General features: G+C 55.1%; 17 protein-coding genes. 13 read left to right on the forward strand and 4 right to left on the reverse strand.

The annotated features are described in order from the left end of the window. The first annotated feature begins 19 nt into the window (after positions 1-19). From pucD to PUR_RS07340, 10 genes are all read left to right on the forward strand, one after another. Positions 20-2,296, forward strand: coding sequence for a xanthine dehydrogenase subunit D (pucD, locus tag PUR_RS07290; RefSeq protein WP_179034663.1), 2,277 nt, complete (start codon positions 20-22; stop codon positions 2,294-2,296). A gap of 160 nt (positions 2,297-2,456) precedes the next feature. Then, a complete protein-coding gene (locus PUR_RS07295) occupies positions 2,457-2,918 on the forward strand; it encodes a (2Fe-2S)-binding protein (protein WP_232101857.1) in 462 nt (153 codons plus the stop codon). Between the two features lie 3 nt (positions 2,919-2,921). Beyond that, positions 2,922-3,437, forward strand: a complete 516-nt coding sequence (gene uraD / locus PUR_RS07300; RefSeq protein ID WP_179034665.1) for a 2-oxo-4-hydroxy-4-carboxy-5-ureidoimidazoline decarboxylase — start codon at positions 2,922-2,924, stop codon at positions 3,435-3,437. 45 nt (positions 3,438-3,482) lie between these two features. Then, positions 3,483-3,788, forward strand: coding sequence for a hypothetical protein (locus PUR_RS07305; protein WP_179034666.1), 306 nt, complete (start codon positions 3,483-3,485; stop codon positions 3,786-3,788). Continuing rightward, positions 3,785-4,168, forward strand: coding sequence for a hydroxyisourate hydrolase (gene uraH / locus PUR_RS07310; protein ID WP_179034667.1), 384 nt, complete (start codon positions 3,785-3,787; stop codon positions 4,166-4,168). Before PUR_RS07305 ends, uraH begins: the two co-directional genes overlap by 4 nt. A gap of 58 nt (positions 4,169-4,226) precedes the next feature. After that, the gene (locus PUR_RS07315; RefSeq protein WP_179034668.1) at positions 4,227-5,621 is read left to right on the forward strand and encodes an allantoinase; all 1,395 of its coding nucleotides are present in this window, start codon (positions 4,227-4,229) and stop codon (positions 5,619-5,621) included. Beyond that, positions 5,618-6,904, forward strand: a complete 1,287-nt coding sequence (locus PUR_RS07320) for a M20 family metallo-hydrolase (RefSeq protein ID WP_179034669.1) — start codon at positions 5,618-5,620, stop codon at positions 6,902-6,904. Before PUR_RS07315 ends, PUR_RS07320 begins: the two co-directional genes overlap by 4 nt. Next, entirely contained in the window at positions 6,901-8,121 is a 1,221-nt protein-coding gene (locus PUR_RS07325; RefSeq protein WP_179034670.1) for a pyridoxal-phosphate-dependent aminotransferase family protein, read from the forward strand. Before PUR_RS07320 ends, PUR_RS07325 begins: the two co-directional genes overlap by 4 nt. 154 nt (positions 8,122-8,275) lie before the next feature. Beyond that, positions 8,276-10,105 carry an adenine deaminase gene (locus PUR_RS07330; RefSeq protein WP_179034671.1) on the forward strand — a complete coding sequence of 610 codons (1,830 nt, stop codon included), beginning with the start codon at positions 8,276-8,278 and terminating at the stop codon, positions 10,103-10,105. 553 nt (positions 10,106-10,658) lie between these two features. Continuing rightward, entirely contained in the window at positions 10,659-11,111 is a 453-nt protein-coding gene (locus PUR_RS07340; RefSeq protein ID WP_179034673.1) for an IDEAL domain-containing protein, read from the forward strand. 276 nt (positions 11,112-11,387) lie between these two features. On the opposite strand, the gene PUR_RS25975 is transcribed toward PUR_RS07340, so the two are convergent. Continuing rightward, positions 11,388-11,987 carry a hypothetical protein gene (locus PUR_RS25975; RefSeq protein WP_232101751.1) on the reverse strand — a complete coding sequence of 200 codons (600 nt, stop codon included), beginning with the start codon at positions 11,985-11,987 and terminating at the stop codon, positions 11,388-11,390. A 40-nt stretch (positions 11,988-12,027) separates the two neighbouring features. Between PUR_RS25975 and PUR_RS07345 the strand changes: the two genes are divergently transcribed. Together PUR_RS07345 and PUR_RS07350 are read left to right on the forward strand one after the other, a co-directional pair. Next, positions 12,028-13,902, forward strand: a complete 1,875-nt coding sequence (locus PUR_RS07345) for an FMN-binding protein (protein ID WP_232101752.1) — start codon at positions 12,028-12,030, stop codon at positions 13,900-13,902. 165 nt (positions 13,903-14,067) lie between these two features. Further along, positions 14,068-15,024: a 3'-5' exoribonuclease YhaM family protein gene (locus tag PUR_RS07350; RefSeq protein ID WP_179034675.1), complete on the forward strand. Its 957-nt coding sequence runs from the start codon at positions 14,068-14,070 to the stop codon at positions 15,022-15,024. 100 nt (positions 15,025-15,124) lie between these two features. Here PUR_RS07350 and PUR_RS07355 read toward each other — a convergent pair whose 3' ends face one another. Both PUR_RS07355 and PUR_RS07360 read right to left on the reverse strand, forming a co-directional pair. Continuing rightward, positions 15,125-15,874, reverse strand: a complete 750-nt coding sequence (locus PUR_RS07355) for a 3'-5' exonuclease (protein WP_232101753.1) — start codon at positions 15,872-15,874, stop codon at positions 15,125-15,127. A gap of 86 nt (positions 15,875-15,960) precedes the next feature. After that, positions 15,961-16,140 (reverse strand): hypothetical protein, encoded by a 180-nt coding sequence (locus PUR_RS07360; RefSeq protein WP_179034676.1) that lies wholly within the window; start codon positions 16,138-16,140, stop codon positions 15,961-15,963. A gap of 146 nt (positions 16,141-16,286) precedes the next feature. Here PUR_RS07360 and PUR_RS07365 point away from each other — a divergent pair, with 146 nt between their 5' ends. Next, entirely contained in the window at positions 16,287-17,639 is a 1,353-nt protein-coding gene (locus tag PUR_RS07365) for an RNA-guided endonuclease TnpB family protein (RefSeq protein WP_179034677.1), read from the forward strand. Here the strand turns inward: PUR_RS07365 and PUR_RS07370 are convergent. Then, on the reverse strand, positions 17,634-18,425 hold the full coding sequence (locus PUR_RS07370; protein ID WP_179034678.1) for a copper amine oxidase N-terminal domain-containing protein: 792 nt from the start codon (positions 18,423-18,425) through the stop codon (positions 17,634-17,636). The two genes, PUR_RS07365 and PUR_RS07370, sit on opposite strands and share 6 nt — an antisense overlap. Between the last annotated feature and the right edge of the window lie 7 nt (positions 18,426-18,432).

Raw genomic sequence — 18,432 nt, forward strand, 5'->3', positions numbered from 1 at the left:
TCGAAAGGGGAGAGGGGAAATGCTGCTGAGCAGAGAATCCAGCGGAGGGCGCTGGAGAACACGGCCCGACGGGATGGAAAAAGTCACCGGGACATTGCAGTATTTAACCGATATGAGCGCGGAAGGCATGCTGATTGGCCGGGTTCTTCGCAGCCATCAGGCTCATGCCCGGATTCTGGCCCTGCGCACGGTGAAGGCGGCAGCCGTTCCGGGCGTGCATGCCGTAATCACCCATGAGGATGTTCCTGGCTTGAATGGCTTCGGCATCGCCCTTCCGCATCAGCCGGTATTTTGTGAAGACCGTGTGCGGTATACCGGAGACGCGATCGCCGCGGTAGCCGCCGACAGCGACGAAATTGCGGAATATGCGCTGTCTCTGATCGAGGTCGATTACGAGCTGCTGCCGGTATTAACGGACCCCGAGGAAGCCATGAAGGAGGATGCTGTTCTTCTTCATCCCGAAGGCAATGTACTGCATCATACCGAATACCGCAAAGGCAATCCGGCGGACGCTTTTGCTGAATGCGCCTATGTGGCGGAGGAGACGTATTTTACGCCCCGGCAAATGCATACGTATATGGAAACCGAAGGCGGACTCTTTATTCCTGAAGACAATGGCCGGCTGACCGTTTATTCGGCCACTCAGCACGGACTGATGGACCGCAAGCAGTTATCCCGCATTATCGCGATGCCGGAGGAGAGCATTCGCGTGGTATCAAGTCCAATCGGCGGATCGTTCGGCGGCAAAGACGAACTGAACGTTCAGCCTTACGGCGCTCTCCTGGCTCTTCGGACAGGTAAGCCGGTGCGGCTGCATAATTCCCGCGCCGAATCCGTCCGGGCAGGACTTAAGCGCCATCCTATGAAGATCGCAATGAAGACCGGCTGCGACAAGGAAGGCCGGCTGATGGCCCATCAGGTAAGGATCGTCTCCGACACCGGGGCGTATGCCACACTCGGCACCGAGGTGCTGAACTTCGCCACGGAGCATGTCATGGGTCCATACATGATTGAGCATATGGAGATCGAGGGCTTCTGTATCTATACGAACAACGGCGTTTCCGGCGAATTCCGCGGATTTGGCGGAAATCAGGCCATCTTCGCCATAGAAGGACAGATCGACCGGCTGGCTGAAGCAGCGGGCATTGATCCGTGGGAAATGCGTCTCCGGAATTTGCGGAAATACGGCGATCCCGGCCCGCTGGGCCAGCCGATTGTCCAGACGCATGGAGCCATGCAGGTATGGGAGGCGCTGGCCGCTATTCCGCTGATGGCAGAGAGAAAGAACGGCCCGGGCAGGGACGCCAGGGACCCTTGGACGGTAACCGGCGTCGGTGCGGCCATCGCCATGCACGGAGCCGGGCTTGGTAAGGGGATTCCCGATCCGGCTGGGGGCAGGCTCTGCCTGGCGCTTGACGGCAAAATCGAGGCCGTATTCGGGTACGAGGAATTCGGCCAGGGTCTGATCGCTACGATGGAGCAGATGCTGATCGAGCAGTACGGATTTGGTGCCGATGATCTGCGGATCATTATCGGCGATACGGATGTCGTGCCGGACAGCGGTTCGAGCACAGCGTCCAGAGCGACAAGCATGATGTGGATGGCGCTGCGCAGGCTGCATCCCGATTTTACCGCTCGGCTGGCCGAAGCGGCGGAATCCGCTTCCAGCGGTGTTAGCGGCTTGACTCCGGGACCGGGTGGAATGTGGAAAGAAGGGAAGCTGATCCTTTCTTACGCCGATCTTGCCCGTACCCTTAATGAACCTATTGTGTGCGAAACGGTATTCCATTATCCCACAACGCCTCATGAACGGGTCGGCGCCCACTTTCTCTATACGTACTCGTCCATAGCCGTAAAGATTGAGGTCAATCTGTTGACCGGCCGTGTGCGAATCGTTGACCAGTATCATGCGGTAGCCGCCGGTCCGGTTGCCAATCCGCAGGGTTATCTGGGGCAAATCGAGGGCGGCAGCGGCATGGCGGTCGGCTTCACGCTGACGGAGGACGCGCTGATGAACGCAGGCTCCTATGTTACGAAGAATCTGGATACTTACATTATTCCGACCATTGCCGATATGAGCGGCATTCAGGTAGAGGCGATCGAGGATTTGCCGGAGCATGACACTTACGGCCCCCGCGGGGTAGGTGAAATCGGCTCGGTGAATCTGGCTCCTGCCGTGGCTTCCGCCATTTTTCAGGCGGTAGGCAAGCGGGTCACCCGGCTGCCGATTGAGCCCGAATTTCTGCAGGAAACTCCGTTTATACCACAGAAGGCGGTGAATGCGAATGTTGGATAAATGCGCAGCCAATCAGGGAGACCGGGATAATCTGCCAGAATCTGCCCGGGATGCCGAAAAGGACCGCTGCGCGCTGGGCGGCGCGAAGGCCGTGCAAGGTATCCAGAACAACCCGGAGTGCGCCGACGCAAGCCTTTCGGCGGAAGCCGGGGAGACGCTCATCACGCTTAGCTGCCGCATTAACGGACAGCCGGTGACTGCCGAAGTCCCGCCTTCGCGCCGTCTTCTGACGGTGTTGCGCGAAGAGCTTGGGCTTACCGGTACGAAGCGTTCCTGCGAGCTTGGCCGCTGCGGTGCCTGCATGGTGCTGATTGACGGCCGTCCGGTCAATTCCTGTCTGACGATGGCCTACCAATGCGAGGGAGCCGAGATCACGACTATTGAAGGATTGAGCGGCGGCGGACTGCATCCGGTGCAGCAGGCCTTTTTGGAGGAAGGCGGTTTTCAATGCGGATATTGTACGCCTGGTATGGTTATTTCAGTCGTTGCCTTGCTTTCGGAAAATCCGAAGCCGGCTCCGGAAGAGGTAGAAGAGGCGCTGTCCGGCAATTTGTGCCGGTGCACAGGGTATGGCGGCATTATGCGCGCCGTGAACAAAGCAATTGAAAAAGGAGTGGGTTAAACGATGGGAATTCCCGCTTCACCTCTTACGCTTTCAGAGATCAACGGAATGAGCAGGGAAGAGTTTGTGGAGACGCTTGGCGGCATTTTTGAGCATTCGCCGTGGGTTGCCGAATCGGCTTACACTTCCCGTCCCTTCGGATCGGTTGGCGCACTGCACGAAGCTATGGCGGAAGCCGCCCGAAGCGCTGGCCGGGAGAAGACTTTGTCGCTGCTGCGGGCCCATCCCGATCTGGCGACTAGGCTACAGGTAACACCGCTGTCGGCAGCCGAGCAAAAGGGCGCAGGGCTTGACCAGCTGAACCCGGAAGAATTCGAATTGCTAAATGATTTGAACAAGAAATATACGGAGAAGTTTCAGTTTCCGTTCATATTGGCTGTCCGTGGCAAAAATAAAGACGATATCATACAATCCGTCAGTGAGCGTGTTAATCTTTCGCCTGAGGAAGAATGGAACCGGGCGTTATTTGAAATCGGCAAAATTACGAAGTTCCGCCTGGAGGATCTGCTGACGGAATAAGCTGACTGAAAAAAATCATTCGATTATCAAACGGGGGTGTCATCTATGTCATTACCAATGAACGGACGAACAATTTCCGACTGCAGCATCACCTTGACCGCAACCGGAGAGGCGTTCCAGGCAGCATTCCCGGGAGACGGTATTATCATGGCGGCTTCGGGAAACTCAATAAGAAGGTTCACGGATAAACACGACTATTCATCTGCTAATTCGGCATTCTTAGACCGTCTGCCGTTTCGGGGTAAGAATACCCCCAGCTTATTTATGCATATTTTCCACAATAATTTGAGCACACGCAATGATATATCGCACTATTCGGAGCGCGATGAGTTCAAGGAGGTAGCGGTATGAGCGGGCGCTTGACCACCCATGTGCTTGATATGGTGCGGGGGATTCCCGCTTCCGGAGTCTTTTTGCAGCTGAGGCGGCTGGATAACGGAGAGGGTAATTTGCTCCGCGAAGCGGCTACGAATGCCGATGGTAGGCTGGACTCCCCCTTGCTGGAGGATGCGGAGATGAAGCCCGGCGAATATGAGCTGCTGTTCCACGCGGGAGATTATTTTCGGAAAATGGACGCGGCAGTCTCGGACACCTCTTCAACCGGGGGCCAAAGCTCTACCCTTTTTCTCGATCTGATCCCGATCCGTTTCCATATCGGCAGCGAAGGCGGCCACTATCATGTTCCGCTTCTGCTCGCTCCCGGAGGATACAGCACCTATCGCGGAAGCTGAAGGCCGGAATTTTTTGAAGAGAATTTAAATAACTGACGACGAAGGGAGGGAACCGCGCGTGAGCGATTCTTATGAACTGATAATTAAAAATGGTCTGGTGGTCCTCCCCGGAGAGGTCGTGAATCTCGATATCGGCATTGCCGGTGGCAAAATCGCCGCGCTGGAGGCGGGTATCGATGCCGGTCCGGATACAACCGTCCTCGATGCAGAAGGGCAATATGTGCTGCCTGGCATGATCGACATGCATGTCCATTTTAACGAGCCGTCGTACGGCCACTGGGAAGGATTCCGAACCGGATCGGCGTCGCTGGCGGCGGGAGGCTGCACCACTTATGCCGATATGCCGCTGAACGGCAACCCGCCGACGGTGAATTTATCCGCTCTTAGCTTGAAAGCCGAAATGGCCGCCGGTCATTCCGCTGTCGATTATGTGCTGTGGGGCGGCCTTGTTCCGGGCAATCTGGAACATCTGGAGGAGCTGTGGTCGGCGGGCGTCACCGGATTCAAGGCCTTTATTTCGAACCCGGGCGGCGAAGGCGAAGGACGCTTTCGCGAGGTTGACGACGAGACCCTGTATCAGGGGATGAAAAAGATCGCCTCGCTCGGCGGCATTCTGGCGCTGCATGCGGAGAGCGACGAGATGACTGCGGTCCTCTCGGCGGAAGCCGTTCGCGAAGGACGGATGGAAGCACGCGATTTTGCGGCTTCCCGGCCGCCGCAGGCGGAGCTGGAGGCTGTTGCCCGGGCGCTGCTGTACGGGAAACGGACGGGATGCCGGCTGCATTTTGTCCATATCAGCACGGCCGCTGCCATCGAGATGATTCAGGAAGCCAAATTGCGGGGTCAGGATGTCTCGGCGGAAACCTGCCCCCATTATTTGATATTGACGGAAGATGACATGGAGAGCATGGGACCGGTCGCCAAGTGCGCGCCTCCGCTACGGAGCGCCGAAGAGCGGGAGAAGCTGTGGAAGGCGCTGGCCGAAGGAAAGATCGACCTTATCGCTTCCGACCATTCGCCTTGTCCTCCCGAGCTGAAGCTTGCCGCCGGGCTGTCATTTTTTGAAGCCTGGGGCGGGATTTCCGGCGCTCAGAGCAGTATGGAACTGATGTTCCACGAAGGGGTGAACAAGCGCAAACTTCCGGTTACGCTGATTTCACGCCTGCTGTCAGGGCTTCCTGCGGAGCGATTCGGATTGTCCGGCCGCAAAGGTTCAATTGCTCTCGGCATGGACGCCGATCTGGCGGTGCTGAATCCGGATATGCCCTATACCCTTGCCGCTTCGGATTTGCTGTACCGTCACAAGCACAGCCCGTATGCCGGCATGAACCTGTCCTGCAGGGTGACTTCCACCATCTGCCGGGGCGAGATCGTCTACACCCGCGAACAAGGCGTGATTTCCCCGGACGGCGGAGAGTGGATCAAAATCGGTGAAGGGCAGCCGGCCTTATGAGCGCCTTCATTCAATCTCCCGCTGCCGAAATGATGGAGCTGCTCGATGAACTGTCCGCGTTCAGCGCGCCGGGAGACGGAGTCACCCGGCTGCTGTATACGCCTGAATGGAAGCAGGCGCAGCAGTTTCTGCTGAACCGGGCTGCGGAAAGCGGCCTGACGGCCTATTCCGACAGTGTTGGCAACGTCTACGGCAGACTTGCCGGCACGGGCCCTGACGACAAAGTCGTACTGACCGGATCGCATATCGACACCGTCGTAAGGGGAGGAAAGTACGACGGGGCTTACGGGGTAGCGGCAGCTTTTACAGCGCTGCGCTACCTGAGCAGTGTGTACGGCCCGCCGCTGCGGACACTGGAAGCCGTCTCCTTCGCAGAAGAGGAAGGCAGCCGATTTCCGCTGACCTTCTGGGGATCGGGCAGCGTGACCGGACTGTACGACGGCAGCGAAGCGGAGAACTGCAGGGATGCCGAAGGCGTGACGCTGCAGGAAGCGATGGAAAGCTGCCGCTTGAGCGGTGACAAGGCGGCTGCGCCCAGAGATGATATCTCCGCGTATGTGGAGCTTCATATCGAGCAGGGGATAGTTCTTGAGCGGACGGGGACGCAGATCGGCGTCGTGTCGGCGATTGCCGGACAGCGGCGGTTCGCCGTGTCGGTCAAGGGGACGGCCAATCATGCCGGAACTACGCCGATGGGGCTTCGCCGGGACGCCCTTGCCGCAGCAGCCGAGATGGTGCTGCAGTTGGAGCGCTCCGCCGCCGCGGCGGGAGATCCCCTGGTAGCCACCACGGGCAGGCTGGAGGCTTTCCCCAATACGCCGAATGTCATTCCTGGCGAAGTGGTGTTTACGCTGGACATCCGCAACAGCAAGGAGGATGAACTGGAGGCGTTCTGCGCCGCGGCTGCGTCCGCGTTTGAAGAAATCGCAAAGCGGAGAGATGTCACCGTTGACATAACTGCCCGGCTTAGCGCTTCTCCCGCGCCGATGGACAGGGGGCTCAGCTCGGAGCTTGAGGCCATATGCACCCGGCAGGGTAGGACGTTCCGGACGATGGTAAGCGGAGCGGGACATGATGCCCAGCTCTTTGCGCCCCGCACAAGAACGGCCATGATTTTTGTGCCGAGCCGCGCCGGCATCAGCCATTCCCCCGAGGAATATACTCCGCCGGAAGAGCTGGCAGCCGGACTGGATGTGCTGATCGCGCTATTATATAAGCTAGGATACGAGGAAATGAACGATAACGGTTTTGCGCCGCATAACACGAAGGAGAGATGGACATGAAACGGTTCGAGGACCTGTCGCCGTCGCTGCGATGTATCATGACTCCGGGACCGGTAGAAGTTGACCCGCGCGTTCTGCGCGCTATGTCTTTTCCGGTGCTCGGCCAGTTTGATCCCGAGTTTACAAATATTATGAATGAGACGATGGGTATGCTGCGGGAGCTGTTCGCTACAAGCAACCAATGGGCCTATCCGGTAGATGGAACCTCTCGTTCGGGAATCGAGGCGGCGATGGTCAGTCTGATTGCTCCGGGAGACCGTGTGCTGATCCCGATTTACGGGCGATTCGGGCATCTGCTGCATGAAATCGCCGAACGCTGCGGCGCGGAGGTGCATACAATTGAGACAACGTGGGGAACTGTATTCGATAACGAAGAGATCATTGCCGAGATGCGCAGGGTAAAACCCGATGTGGTGGCGATGGTCCACGGCGAGACGTCGACCGGACGCCTGCAGCCCCTTGAGGGAATCGGGCAGGCCTGCCGCGAAATGGACGCTCTGCTGATTGTCGATGCGGTAGCGACCATAGGCGGTGTGCCTGTCGAGACGGACGCCTGGCAGCTGGACGCCGTTATTGGCGGAACGCAGAAATGCTTGTCCGTTCCATCGGGAATGGCTCCGATTACGTACAACAAGCGCGCCGAAGAGAAGCTGCTGTCGCGCAAGCGCGTGGAGCGGGGACTGCGAACCGGCGACGACGGCGCAGACGATATTTCGGTAGTAAGAAGCAATTATTTCGATCTTGGAATGCTTCAGGACTACTGGAGTCCTTTGCGGCTTAATCATCATACGGAAATGACCTCCATGCTGTACGCCCTGCGTGAAGGGCTGCGGCTTGTATTGGAAGAGGGGCTGGAGGCGCGATTTGCCAGACACCGTCTGCATGAACGGGCGCTTGTTGCTGGACTTGAGGCGATGGGCCTTGCGCTGTACGGCGATCCCGGCTGCAAAATGCCGATGGTAACCTGCGTGGCAATTCCCGACGGAGTCGACGGAGAATCTGTACGGACCATGCTGCTGGACAGTTTCGGAATCGAAATCGCCAGCTCCTTCGGACCGCTTAAAGGTAAAATCTGGCGTATAGGAACGATGGGCTTCAGCTGCCGCGGGAACAATGTGCTGAGAGTGCTGGGAGCTCTGGAGGCGGCGCTGCTCCGCCACGGCTACCGGCTGCCGGCCGGACTTGGCGTTCAGGCGGCGCTTGACGTTTACGAGTAGGCATAGGATAATCGTGAGAAATGTTGGATGTAAGGCATTCGGAGGGTTTACCAGCCGGATGGACTAGGAAAACGGCTACCGGCCCCTTGGAGAGGGCAGAGCCGTTTTTTCTTAAAATGAATGAATGGATTTTTTATGAAGGGAGCGTTAATATATGGTCTTTGCAAGAAAACCTCTTGCCGACTGCGTTCCGGCGCTTGTAGCCACGGCGCGCGGCGATATGCCGGCAACATTGGTCATCACCGGGGGGAAGCTGGTCAACGTATGTTCCGGCGAAATTTTGGAAGGCATGTCCGTCGGCATTCAGGAAGGGCGCATTGCCTATGTAGGCAAGGACGTCTCTCATATGATCGGGGAGAACACCAAGATCATTGATGCGGCGGGAAAATATATCGCTCCCGGTCTGCTCGACGGTCATTGCCACATTGAGAGCACACAGCTGACCGTTACCGAATTTGCGCGCGCGGTTCTTCCGCTCGGAACGACCGGAGGCTTCTTCGACGCCCATGAAATCGCGAATGTATTCGGTCTTAAGGGCATCAAGCTGATGCTGGACGAAATGCGGACGACGCCGCTTGCCGCGTATATGCAGGTTGCTTCCTGCGTTCCGTCGGCGGGTCCCGAATTTGAAACGACCGGGGCGGCGATCGGACCGAAGGAAGTGGCGGAGGCGTTCACCTGGGGAGACGATGTCATTGCGCTCGGCGAAGTGATGAACTTTCCCGGCGTCGTCTATGGAGACGATAAAATGCTCGGGGAAATTCAGGCGACCCTGCGGGCCGGAAGGTATGTCGACGGACATTTCACATGGCCCGCGAGCGATCGGCGGCTGCCCGTATACGCGGCGGCCGGCGTAACCGGCGATCATGAGTGCGTGACCGCCGAGGACGTAATCGAGCGCGTTCGGCTGGGCATGTACGCAAAGATGCGCCGAGGCTCCGCCTGGCATGATGTCGCCAAGACGATAACGGCGCATACCGAGCATGGTCTCGACCCGCGGCGGATGATGCTCGTCACGGACGACCGCAGCTCGGAATCGCTGCGCGACGAAGGGCATATGGACTTCGTGGTACGGCATGCCATTGCTCAGGGGGTGAAGCCGGTGACCGCCTTCCAGATGGCGACGATCAACACAGCTGAACGTTTCGGCGTTGCCCGCGATATCGGCTCCATAACGCCCGGCTCGATCGCCGACATCATTCTGCTGGACGGCAATCTAGCCGACGTCAACGTCGTGATGACGATCGCTGCCGGGACCGTAGTCGCGGAGAACGGAGCTATGACGGTTTCCCTGCCTCCCTTTGCCTATCCTCAGGAGGTACTGGCTTCCGTCCATCTGCCGAAGCGTCCGTCAGCCGGAGATTTCGTCATTAAAGCGCCGGTGGAGTCCGGCACTGTCGCCACCCGGGTTATCAAGGTGCTGGAAAATCACGTGGAGACGATGGAACGCATTCAAACCTTGCCCGTATCGGAAGGGGAGCTTCAAGTAGGGGGCGGCTTGTGCAAAATTGCCGTTCTGGAGCGCCATAAAGGGACGGGAAATATGGCGGTCGGCGTGGTGGAAGGAGTCGGCTTCCACGAGCCAGCGGCCATTGCAATGACCGTGGCTCATGACAGCCATAATGTGCTTGTAATCGGCAGCGACGACGAGCTCATGGCCAAGGCGGTAAATACCGTTGCCGACGTGCAGGGCGGGGTTGCGGTTATTACTGGGTCCGGCACGACCCTGTTCCCGCTCGCCATCGCCGGCCTGATGTCCGCCGAGCCGTTTGAAGTCGCCGCCGCCCAATCGGCAGCGATCAGCAAGGCGCTGTACGATGCGGGCTGCACCCTCAACTACGCCTTTATGACGCTGTCGCTGCTCGCGCTTGCGGTTATTCCGACTCTGCGCCTATCCGATAAAGGCCTGGTGCGGATTACGCCGGAGGACGGCATTCAGCTTGTTCCGCTGTTCTGCGGCGAGGGCGTTAACGCCCCGGTATAAAACCCCGAATCCGGCTGATTGGATCGACGTTTGCCATGCATCAGCCAGACCGGCAGCGGTTTCGCATATTAACGCCTCGGGTTTTACGGACCGGTCACAGTCTGCGCAGCTGCGGTCCGGAAGCGCGGGAACCGGCGTATCTTCTGGACCCGTCTCCGCCGTCCGTCTTCAACAACAAAACTCCGCTGTCCCATTACGGGCAGCGGAGTTTTGTTGTTTGGCTTGCCGATGACCAGCCAAAGAAACACCTTGCTCTTGCTAAATCTCTAAATCTTTGAGCAGAATGTAGTTTCTGAATGTTGAAATGGATTAAATTTACATAAAATTTCTGAAAGTTTGAATTTTAAATGAATTTTATGCGTTTAGGCGACAAATTCATTAACCAAAATGAATAGTTTTGAAACATTTTTTCCGAAAAGATGCTAATATAATATTAATTTAAGGCATCCCGAAGACGATATAACTAAAAATGAATAATAATAGATTTGGTTGATCTAATATTCAAAGCTTAGCGCAATGCCTAAACAAAATTATGCGGATGGGGGAACACGAGATGATCAGATTGGAAACGAAGGATATCGTGAGTATCGCCAAGAAGCAAATAGCCAATATTTTTAAGATGGAGCCGCTTGAGCTGAGATTTGTCAACGATTTTCAAGGCGAGAAGAATCTCTTGAATGATGACAAGCTTCAACTGACCAACCGCCATTATTGGGCTAAGGTAATGGATTGCGTCTTTGAAAATCAGGTTAGGCCGGTTCTGATGTGTGAAGTGCTGTATTTTCTCCGCAACGAATTTTTGGAAAGTGAAATCGACTTGAAGTTTTCGTTCGATTTCTCTCAAGGGTCCGACGTCGAAGCCGCTGCCGTGGCGGAGGTTAGCTTTAACGACAAGCCGGAGCTTGGGAAGAACGAAATCGCTGAGCTGATCGATTTTGCGCTGGCGTTGCAGGACAGACAGTGGTTTGAGGAGCTTTCCCAGAAATATAAAGAACTGAGCGCTTAAGCGCCATGCACCGTATAGACATTTTCCGGATATTACCGGCTGAAACGGGCCGCCTCTTTCGACAATGATTTGATTGTTGAGATGAAGGCGGCCTATTTGTGTATACGCTAAAAAACCATCACTTAATAGAAGGATTTAAGATATAATTCCAGAAAAAAGGAAATCGTGATTTTTATTATAGGGGGTGTGATTTTACATCCAGATTACGTTTTCAACGGTCTGCTATGATCAAGCCAGTAACGCTGGGAAAAGTTACATCTGGTTTTGTGAAAATATTCACCCTTTTACGTGAATTTTTTCACCCCTTTTCCCGGACTTTAACAAATGGCCAATCATAAAGGGAAGGTTCAGGCCGAGCGGGAAGGGAGGAAAGGCCATTCTTATGAAAGTTCCTACAGCTTCCATAAGAAAGACAACGGTTCCAGCATTAGATTTACAAAGAGCTGTATAATACTGGGGATTTGGTAAAGGAGAATCGGGATTGAAAAAACTTATTTCTTTAACTGTAAGCGCTGTGATGCTGTTATCGCCTTTCGCCTTCGCAATTGATGCGCCGGCATTAAATTTAAAGGTCGACGCCGTTTCGGCCGCTTCTGAAGAACAGCCGGCAGCACCGGCGGCGACACCGAAACCGGCCGCAACGCCTAAAGCTACCGCTAAACCAAAAGCGACAGCCAAACCAAAAGCGACAGCCAAACCGAAAGCGACCGCTAAACCGAAAGCAACGCCTAAAGCGACGGCCAAACCGAAAGCGACGCCAAAGCCGACTGCTAAACCGAAGGCAACCGTCAAGCCGAGCGCGAAAGCAACCGCAAAGCCTGCCGCAACTGCCAAACCGGCTGCAACGCCTAAGGCTACACCAAAAGCTACTGCCAAACCGAAAGCAACCGCCAAACCGGTCACTGTCAGTGCGAACGTGTATCTGGACGGGGTATACGTCGCGTATGGAAACGCTAATACCAAAGGCACCGAAGGCGCCAAGGTTACGATCAAGAATGGCAAGGTTGCCGATATCGAGCTGCTCAGAACGAGCGCAAAGATTATCGACAGAGACGCCCGCAACAATTACAGCGGCGTGTGGGTTGCTTATGGGCTGATGAAGGATAGATTGCTGGGCAAGACGAGAGCAGGCGCGGCCAATGTTGATGCGGTTTCCGGCGCCACGCGTACGAGCAACGGTTGGAAGCTGTCCGTGGACAGAGCGTTTGTAAGAGCACTTAATGTGAAGCCGAAGGCTACCGTTTACTTTGCCGGCGAGCACATGGGTGTCGATCCGGAAGGCAAATACGCCGTATTCTCCACTTATGATGCCACTAAGCTGACGGGCGTCAAAGTATACCCGCTGAGCAGCACAGGCGACATTATTGAAGAAAAAGCGTTCACGCCGGCACAGGCGGCCGCTGTTGCCGCGATTACGCCAGCTCTTCTGGCTAAGGGAACGGCTGCACAGCCTACCGCCGGTCTAGAGGCGGACTTCAAGGCAGCGGTAAATGCTTTCTGGGACGCCGAGCAGAACGCACTCATCAATAATACAAGCAAGTATATTGATGGTTTCTATTCCTCTTACGGCACAGCAAGAAGCGTAGGCGTGGAAAGAGCCGACATTATCATCCGCAACGGCAAACTGGTTGATGTGAAGCTGTACCGTTTGGGAAGCAACCTGCTGGACAGAGGAACGACGGCTTATGCCAAAGTCGTTGAAGCAAATGCTCCGATGACCGCAAAGCTGCTGGCTAACGGTTCGTATATCGCGAACTACGATGAGAAGGTTGACGGCATTTCCGGCGCAACCGAAAGCAGCCACGGCTGGAACCAGTCTGTGGAAAGAGCATTCGAGAAGGCGCTGAAAGTTCCAACGAAAGGCCAATATTTTGACGGCAAATTCGCCGGAGTCGACAATCAGTCGAAGCTGTTGCTGCTGGTTGATATCGCTTCGGATAAGGTTACGGGGATCACCGTGAGCCTGTTCGGCGCCGACAAGAAGCTGATCGCCGCCGACAAACTGACTGCCGAGCAGCAAGCCTTGGTAGCGCAGCTGACAAGCGGCCTGCTGGACAAAGGCGTACAATTGGCCGATATTGCTGGCCAGGAAGACCTTTCCGCCGCGGCGAGAGCGGCTTTGGCCGACGCCTTGACGAACGCGTCCAAGGTGCAAGGAGCCTATAAAGACGGCACCTATACCGCTTACGGCGACGCATACGACAAAGGAACTAACCAGGCCAAAGTAACGCTGCGCAACGGCAAAATCGTTGACTTGGCTCTGTACCGCCTGGGCATGAACATGGTTGACCGCGGCGAAGCCGCTTATAAGGAAGTAGTTAAGGCCATTCCACAGCTTACCTCCAAATTTTTGGCGGCAGGCACGAGAGAAGGCGTTCAACAGGTCGATGCCGTCTCCGGCGCGACAAGCAGCAGCAATGAGCTGAAGGCCGCCGTTGAGCGGGCATACGGCAAAGCTGAAGTTACGGAAGCCTACAAAGCGGCCTATTTCAACGGCACCTACATCGGGGTGAGCGCTGATAAATCCGTCAATGTAATGGTAACCGTCAAGTACAATGTTCCAGTGAAAATGCTTGTTTACTATCTGGACGAAAAAGGCAGTGTGAGAGCGTACGATAAGCTCTCGAATGACGAGAAGGCCGTGAAGAGCGAAATCGAAACGCCTTCGTATGACAGCCTGCACAAGTACGGATACAGACCTGCGGCATTCGGCGCGAACGATGCCCAGAAGGCTATATCCGCCAAAGCGGTGGAAGCAATTAAAGCCGCTTTGGAGAGCGCAGGCAAATAACGGGCGCAAGCCTCGTTTCGAAGGAGCTGTTCCTGGGACCATTCATATGGACCGGGAACGGCTCTTTTTGTCTTTATTCCCGCCATTTGAAGGGATTGAAGCAGCCGATGTCAAAGTTAGTGTGGGTAGAATAGAAGAAGGTTTAACCTATGTAGGAGGCTCACCATGAAACAAATTAACCAACTTGCGCCACAGGACGAATTCATCGGCTTTTATCTGCTGCGGGAATTGACCGTCAAACAAACGAACGGCAATCCTCCCAAGGATTATTTCGATATTGTGCTATGCGATTCCAGCGGTCAGCTGTCCGCGAAGTATTGGGATGTGTCGACTGCGGATAAAGAGACCTTTTTTCCAATGGGACTTGTCAAAATTCAGGGCATCGCCCATTTATACCGGGAGAAGCTGCAAGTCAAGGTCACTAAAATGAGACTCGCGACGGAGGAGGACGGTGTGTCGCTGACCGAGTTTATCCGCTCGGCGCCAATCCGGCCGGTCGACTTGATTCATGCGATCAAGCAGGCGATGAATGCCATAAGCGATCCGGAGATTCGGACGATCGTTGCGTATTGTGTGGGCAAGGTGGAGGAGAAGCTGATGCATTATCCGGCGGCCAAGACCCATCATCACGCCTATTTTGCCGGCCTTGCCTATCATATGGCGAGAATGCTGGAGATTGGGGACTTTCTGTGCAGACAGCGGCCTTTCCTGAATCCGGATTTGCTGAAGGCGGGCATTATCCTGCATGATATTGCCAAGCCGGAGGAAATGATCGCCGAGCTTGGAATCGTCTCGGATTACAGTGTTCAAGGCAAGCTGCTCGGTCATATTGCGATGGCCTCGAACTGGATTACGGAAGCGGCGATACGCTCCAATATCGATCTTGGGTCTCCGAAGGTTATCGGGCTTCAGCATCTGGTGCTGTCGCATCACAACCTAGGGGAATGGGGAAGCCCGGTGCAGCCCCAGACGGCTGAAGCGGTGGCGCTCCACCATATCGATGCCATGGACGCCAAGCTTCAGATGGTGGAGGATGCGCTGGATACGACGCCCGAGACCGAAGAGTGGACGCCGTTTATCCGCGGACTGGAGAATAAGGCTGTATATCGGATGAAGCTGTAGATCCTGGCGGCAAAAAGGCCGGCTCAAACGCCTGTTATCGGCGAAGGGACGGCCATGAATGAGAGGAGGCTTGTCCTGAAAAGGAGGATGCCTCCTCTTCTTATTCTCTACCCGGCGCCTCGCTGGAGGCTGCCGTTTCATTATGCTGAAGAAGAGCTTGGGCGGATTCCGCCGGGGCGGCCGCTGACTTGATCCCGGACTTCTTCCCGGACTTCTTCCCGGCAGCTTTCGTCTTCTTGCCGGACGGCTTGCGTGCCGGAATTGAGAACGGCGTGTAGCCTCCGATATGCAGTGTGCCGATCCGGCATCCCAAATCTTCCGCCAACGCTGTAAGGCCGGAATGCCCCGCCCGCTCCGACAGCTTCAGCAGGATGACCGCCGCGGTACGGGCATCCTCCAGCGCGTCATGATGCCGCAGGGGAATGCCGAAATATTCGGCAAGAATATTGAGACGGTAAGAGCCGAAGCCTGCCAGCATTTTTTTGGCGAGCAAATACGTGCACCAATATTGAAAGGACGGATAGGGCAGGGAGCACTGATCCAGTCCATAGCGGAGTACGCTCATATCGAAGGAAGCGTTATGCGCCACTACATTTTTCTCATGGATAAGCGGTTCAATGACGGGCCACAGCTCGCGGAATGTCGGCTGCCCGGCGACCATTTCGGGCGTTATTCCGTGGATGGCGATATTTCTGCGGTCGAATGACTGCTCCGGATTAATCAGCCATGCCTGCTCGGACACGATCCTTCCGCCCTTCACTTCCACCAGTCCCAATGCGCATGCGCTGGCCCGGCCGGCATTCGCCGTCTCAAAATCGATTGCCACAAAATCGATTGCCACAAAATCCATAATTCAAGCTCCTGTCTTTCCTTGTTGGTAGATTAAAGATTCCTTTATATAAGTATAGCAGAGGTCAACCTTGAAAAAAGTGAAGTTTACTTCTGCTCTTCCGGAATATCGACGACTTCCTCGTTCATGGCGACGTCTTGGATGCCGAGCTCCGTCACCGCTCCGTCCGGGTCGATAAATCCGTAGGAGGCTATACCGATATGGGGCATGGCCCGAAAATAGACAAATCGGCTGTTCAGAATGGGTCGTCTGCCGCTTTCATCCAACGCTTTGGTATTTTTGAACAGATTTAGTGTCGCAGTCCCCCACCTCTAAGCCAACAGCGAAGGTGGGGGTTAGACATGTTCGATTCACCAAACATACGTTCTTGTGTTATACTAGGTTCATCAAACTTGCGATGGAGGCGTGTCTCATGAAGGTGGTCAAAACACTCAAACATCCGATTACGTCTCACCACCGCATGCTAGATGCGACTCTTCATGTGTATCAAGAGGCGCTGTCGTTTTTGATTACGGTCATTCAAGAGCAGTTTATGGCCTTGGAATCGTTATCCACCCAAGCGGTTGTGACGGCGGTAGAACGGCTGACTCACCGTACCAGGCACAATCCGAATCCGCTCTACGCCGAGTTTGATCAACGCTTTTATAAGTTTCCTTCGTACTTCCGCAGAAGTGCCATTGCGGAAGCGTTTGGCATTGTGAAAAGTCATCATTCCCGTTTTGAGCTTTGGCAAGCCGAGCGGCAACACGCTGGGCAAGAAGGGAAACGCTTTTCGAAGAAACCGCCGACACTCCAAGCTAAGCATCAGGCGTTCCCTTGCTTGTACAAAGGCAATATGTTCAAACGAACCTCCGATACGACAGCCAACATTAAGATACTTCATCAAGGTGATTGGGTATGGCTCCCCATTACTTTTAAAGGCCAAGACCTATTCAAACGTAACGTGTGGAGCATGAAAGAATGCAGCCCCACATTAGTCCGAAAAGGAAAACGCTATGCCCTTCATATCGCCTATGAAGGGGATGTGAAGTTGACTCAGGCGGAAAATTCCAAGCAGCGGGTGTGTGCCGTTGATTTAGGCTTAACGAATTCCGCAGTCTGTTCCGTGATGGACGTAAGCGGCACTGTCTTGGCGAGGACATTTATCAACCAAGCCAAAGAAAAAGATCGATTGCGCCAAATCACAGGCAAACTGAAACAAGCCCAGCGACAATCCGGTATAGGGGCAAAACCGAATTTCTGGCGGCGGATGAACGGCTTACAGACGCATATCGTCCACGATACCGCGCATCGAATCATCGCCTTTGCCCAAAAGCACAGCGCAGATGTCATTGTCATGGAGTATTTAGGCAAGATGCGTCTGCCTAAAGGAACGTGGGGAGCCAAGCGACTTCGTGCCAAACTCCAGTTTTGGGCGAAACGGCGCATCCAAACAAAAGTGACCGAAATGGCGCATTTCTTGGGAATACGGGTTTCCATGGTCAATCCTGCGAATACAAGCGCGCTTGCTTTTGATGGCAGTGGATGGGTTCAACGAAACACGAAACGTGATGTTGCTGTATTCGCAACAGGCAAAGCGTATCACGCGGACCTTAATGCCTCGTATAACATCGGCGCACGGTACGTGTTACGTAGCATACACAAAGCCACATCTGAAAAGATGTGGTTGTCCTTGGAGGCAAAAGACCCTTCATTGGCAAAACGAACGTATTGGACGTTGGCTTCCCTCATTCGGGTGCAACAGGCGCTGAGCCTTCAATTATGAAGCTCGCAAGCGTGTGCAACCCTGTATCGATGCCAACAGAAGCCCCCACTTCATGCGTAAGCTAAGTGGGGGAGAGTTCACGAAGAGGGCGCTCTCCGTTATTGCGCCATTGGTCAGTCTTGCCGTCCACAATAGCTTGCTTCGTCCGTTTACCACTTCATAATAAGAGACGACGTCGCCGCCACTGGTCAAGAACCGCTCATATTCGCCTAACGGAAAATAGAAGGTGAAGTTCTGGCCTTCCAGAGAAGATGGGGTCGGTTCAAGATTCCGGATCATGCTCACGCGGGGCAGCTGCAGGGCTGCTCTGCGCGCTTCGGTCAAATTGCCGGACGCCAGGCGGTCCTTCAATTGATCGTCGGCCTTCGCCACATACACCGTTCGAGAGAGCGGGTTCCAGGTCACATAAGCGCCCGAGACTTCGGCGATAAAACGCAGCGGAACCATGACATGCCCCTTGTGAAGGGTGGCGGGCATAGAGAGTGTAATCTTGCCGGAACCGGCGGAGGCTGTCTTCTGACCGGCAATCAGCTCGATCGCATCGCTGCCGTTCTTGACCGTCACGGTCTTGGTCTTGTTATCCCAGCTTACCGATATATCCGGAATCTGCTGCACTGCGTACAAGGGGACCATAGTCGTTCCGTTTGCCAGGTAGGCGGATGTTCCGGGCCCTGCCGTACGGTTGTTCACTATAACTTGGATTTCGCCGGCCGCTAACGATGTTCCTCCCGATAGTAATGCCAGGACAAGGACTCCGGCGCAGCCCAAACTTATCAGCTTTTTCATTGCACAT

Source organism: Paenibacillus sp. URB8-2 (assembly GCF_013393385.1).
Taxonomy (GTDB): domain Bacteria; phylum Bacillota; class Bacilli; order Paenibacillales; family Paenibacillaceae; genus Paenibacillus_AQ.

Excerpts from the sequence above, each read along its gene's own strand:
- pucD (WP_179034663.1), top strand. The coding sequence starts at position 20 with ATGCTGCTGAGCAGAGAATCCAGCGGAGGGCGCTGGAGAACACGGCCC.
- uraD (WP_179034665.1), top strand. The coding sequence starts at position 2,922 with ATGGGAATTCCCGCTTCACCTCTTACGCTTTCAGAGATCAACGGAATG.
- PUR_RS07305 (WP_179034666.1), top strand. The coding sequence starts at position 3,483 with ATGTCATTACCAATGAACGGACGAACAATTTCCGACTGCAGCATCACC.
- uraH (WP_179034667.1), top strand. The coding sequence starts at position 3,785 with ATGAGCGGGCGCTTGACCACCCATGTGCTTGATATGGTGCGGGGGATT.
- PUR_RS07320 (WP_179034669.1), top strand. The coding sequence starts at position 5,618 with ATGAGCGCCTTCATTCAATCTCCCGCTGCCGAAATGATGGAGCTGCTC.
- PUR_RS07325 (WP_179034670.1), top strand. The coding sequence starts at position 6,901 with ATGAAACGGTTCGAGGACCTGTCGCCGTCGCTGCGATGTATCATGACT.
- PUR_RS07330 (WP_179034671.1), top strand. The coding sequence starts at position 8,276 with ATGGTCTTTGCAAGAAAACCTCTTGCCGACTGCGTTCCGGCGCTTGTA.
- PUR_RS07340 (WP_179034673.1), top strand. The coding sequence starts at position 10,659 with ATGATCAGATTGGAAACGAAGGATATCGTGAGTATCGCCAAGAAGCAA.
- PUR_RS07350 (WP_179034675.1), top strand. The coding sequence starts at position 14,068 with ATGAAACAAATTAACCAACTTGCGCCACAGGACGAATTCATCGGCTTT.
- PUR_RS07355 (WP_232101753.1), bottom strand. The coding sequence starts at position 15,874 with ATGGATTTTGTGGCAATCGATTTTGTGGCAATCGATTTTGAGACGGCG.
- PUR_RS07365 (WP_179034677.1), top strand. The coding sequence starts at position 16,287 with ATGAAGGTGGTCAAAACACTCAAACATCCGATTACGTCTCACCACCGC.
- PUR_RS07370 (WP_179034678.1), bottom strand. The coding sequence starts at position 18,425 with ATGAAAAAGCTGATAAGTTTGGGCTGCGCCGGAGTCCTTGTCCTGGCA.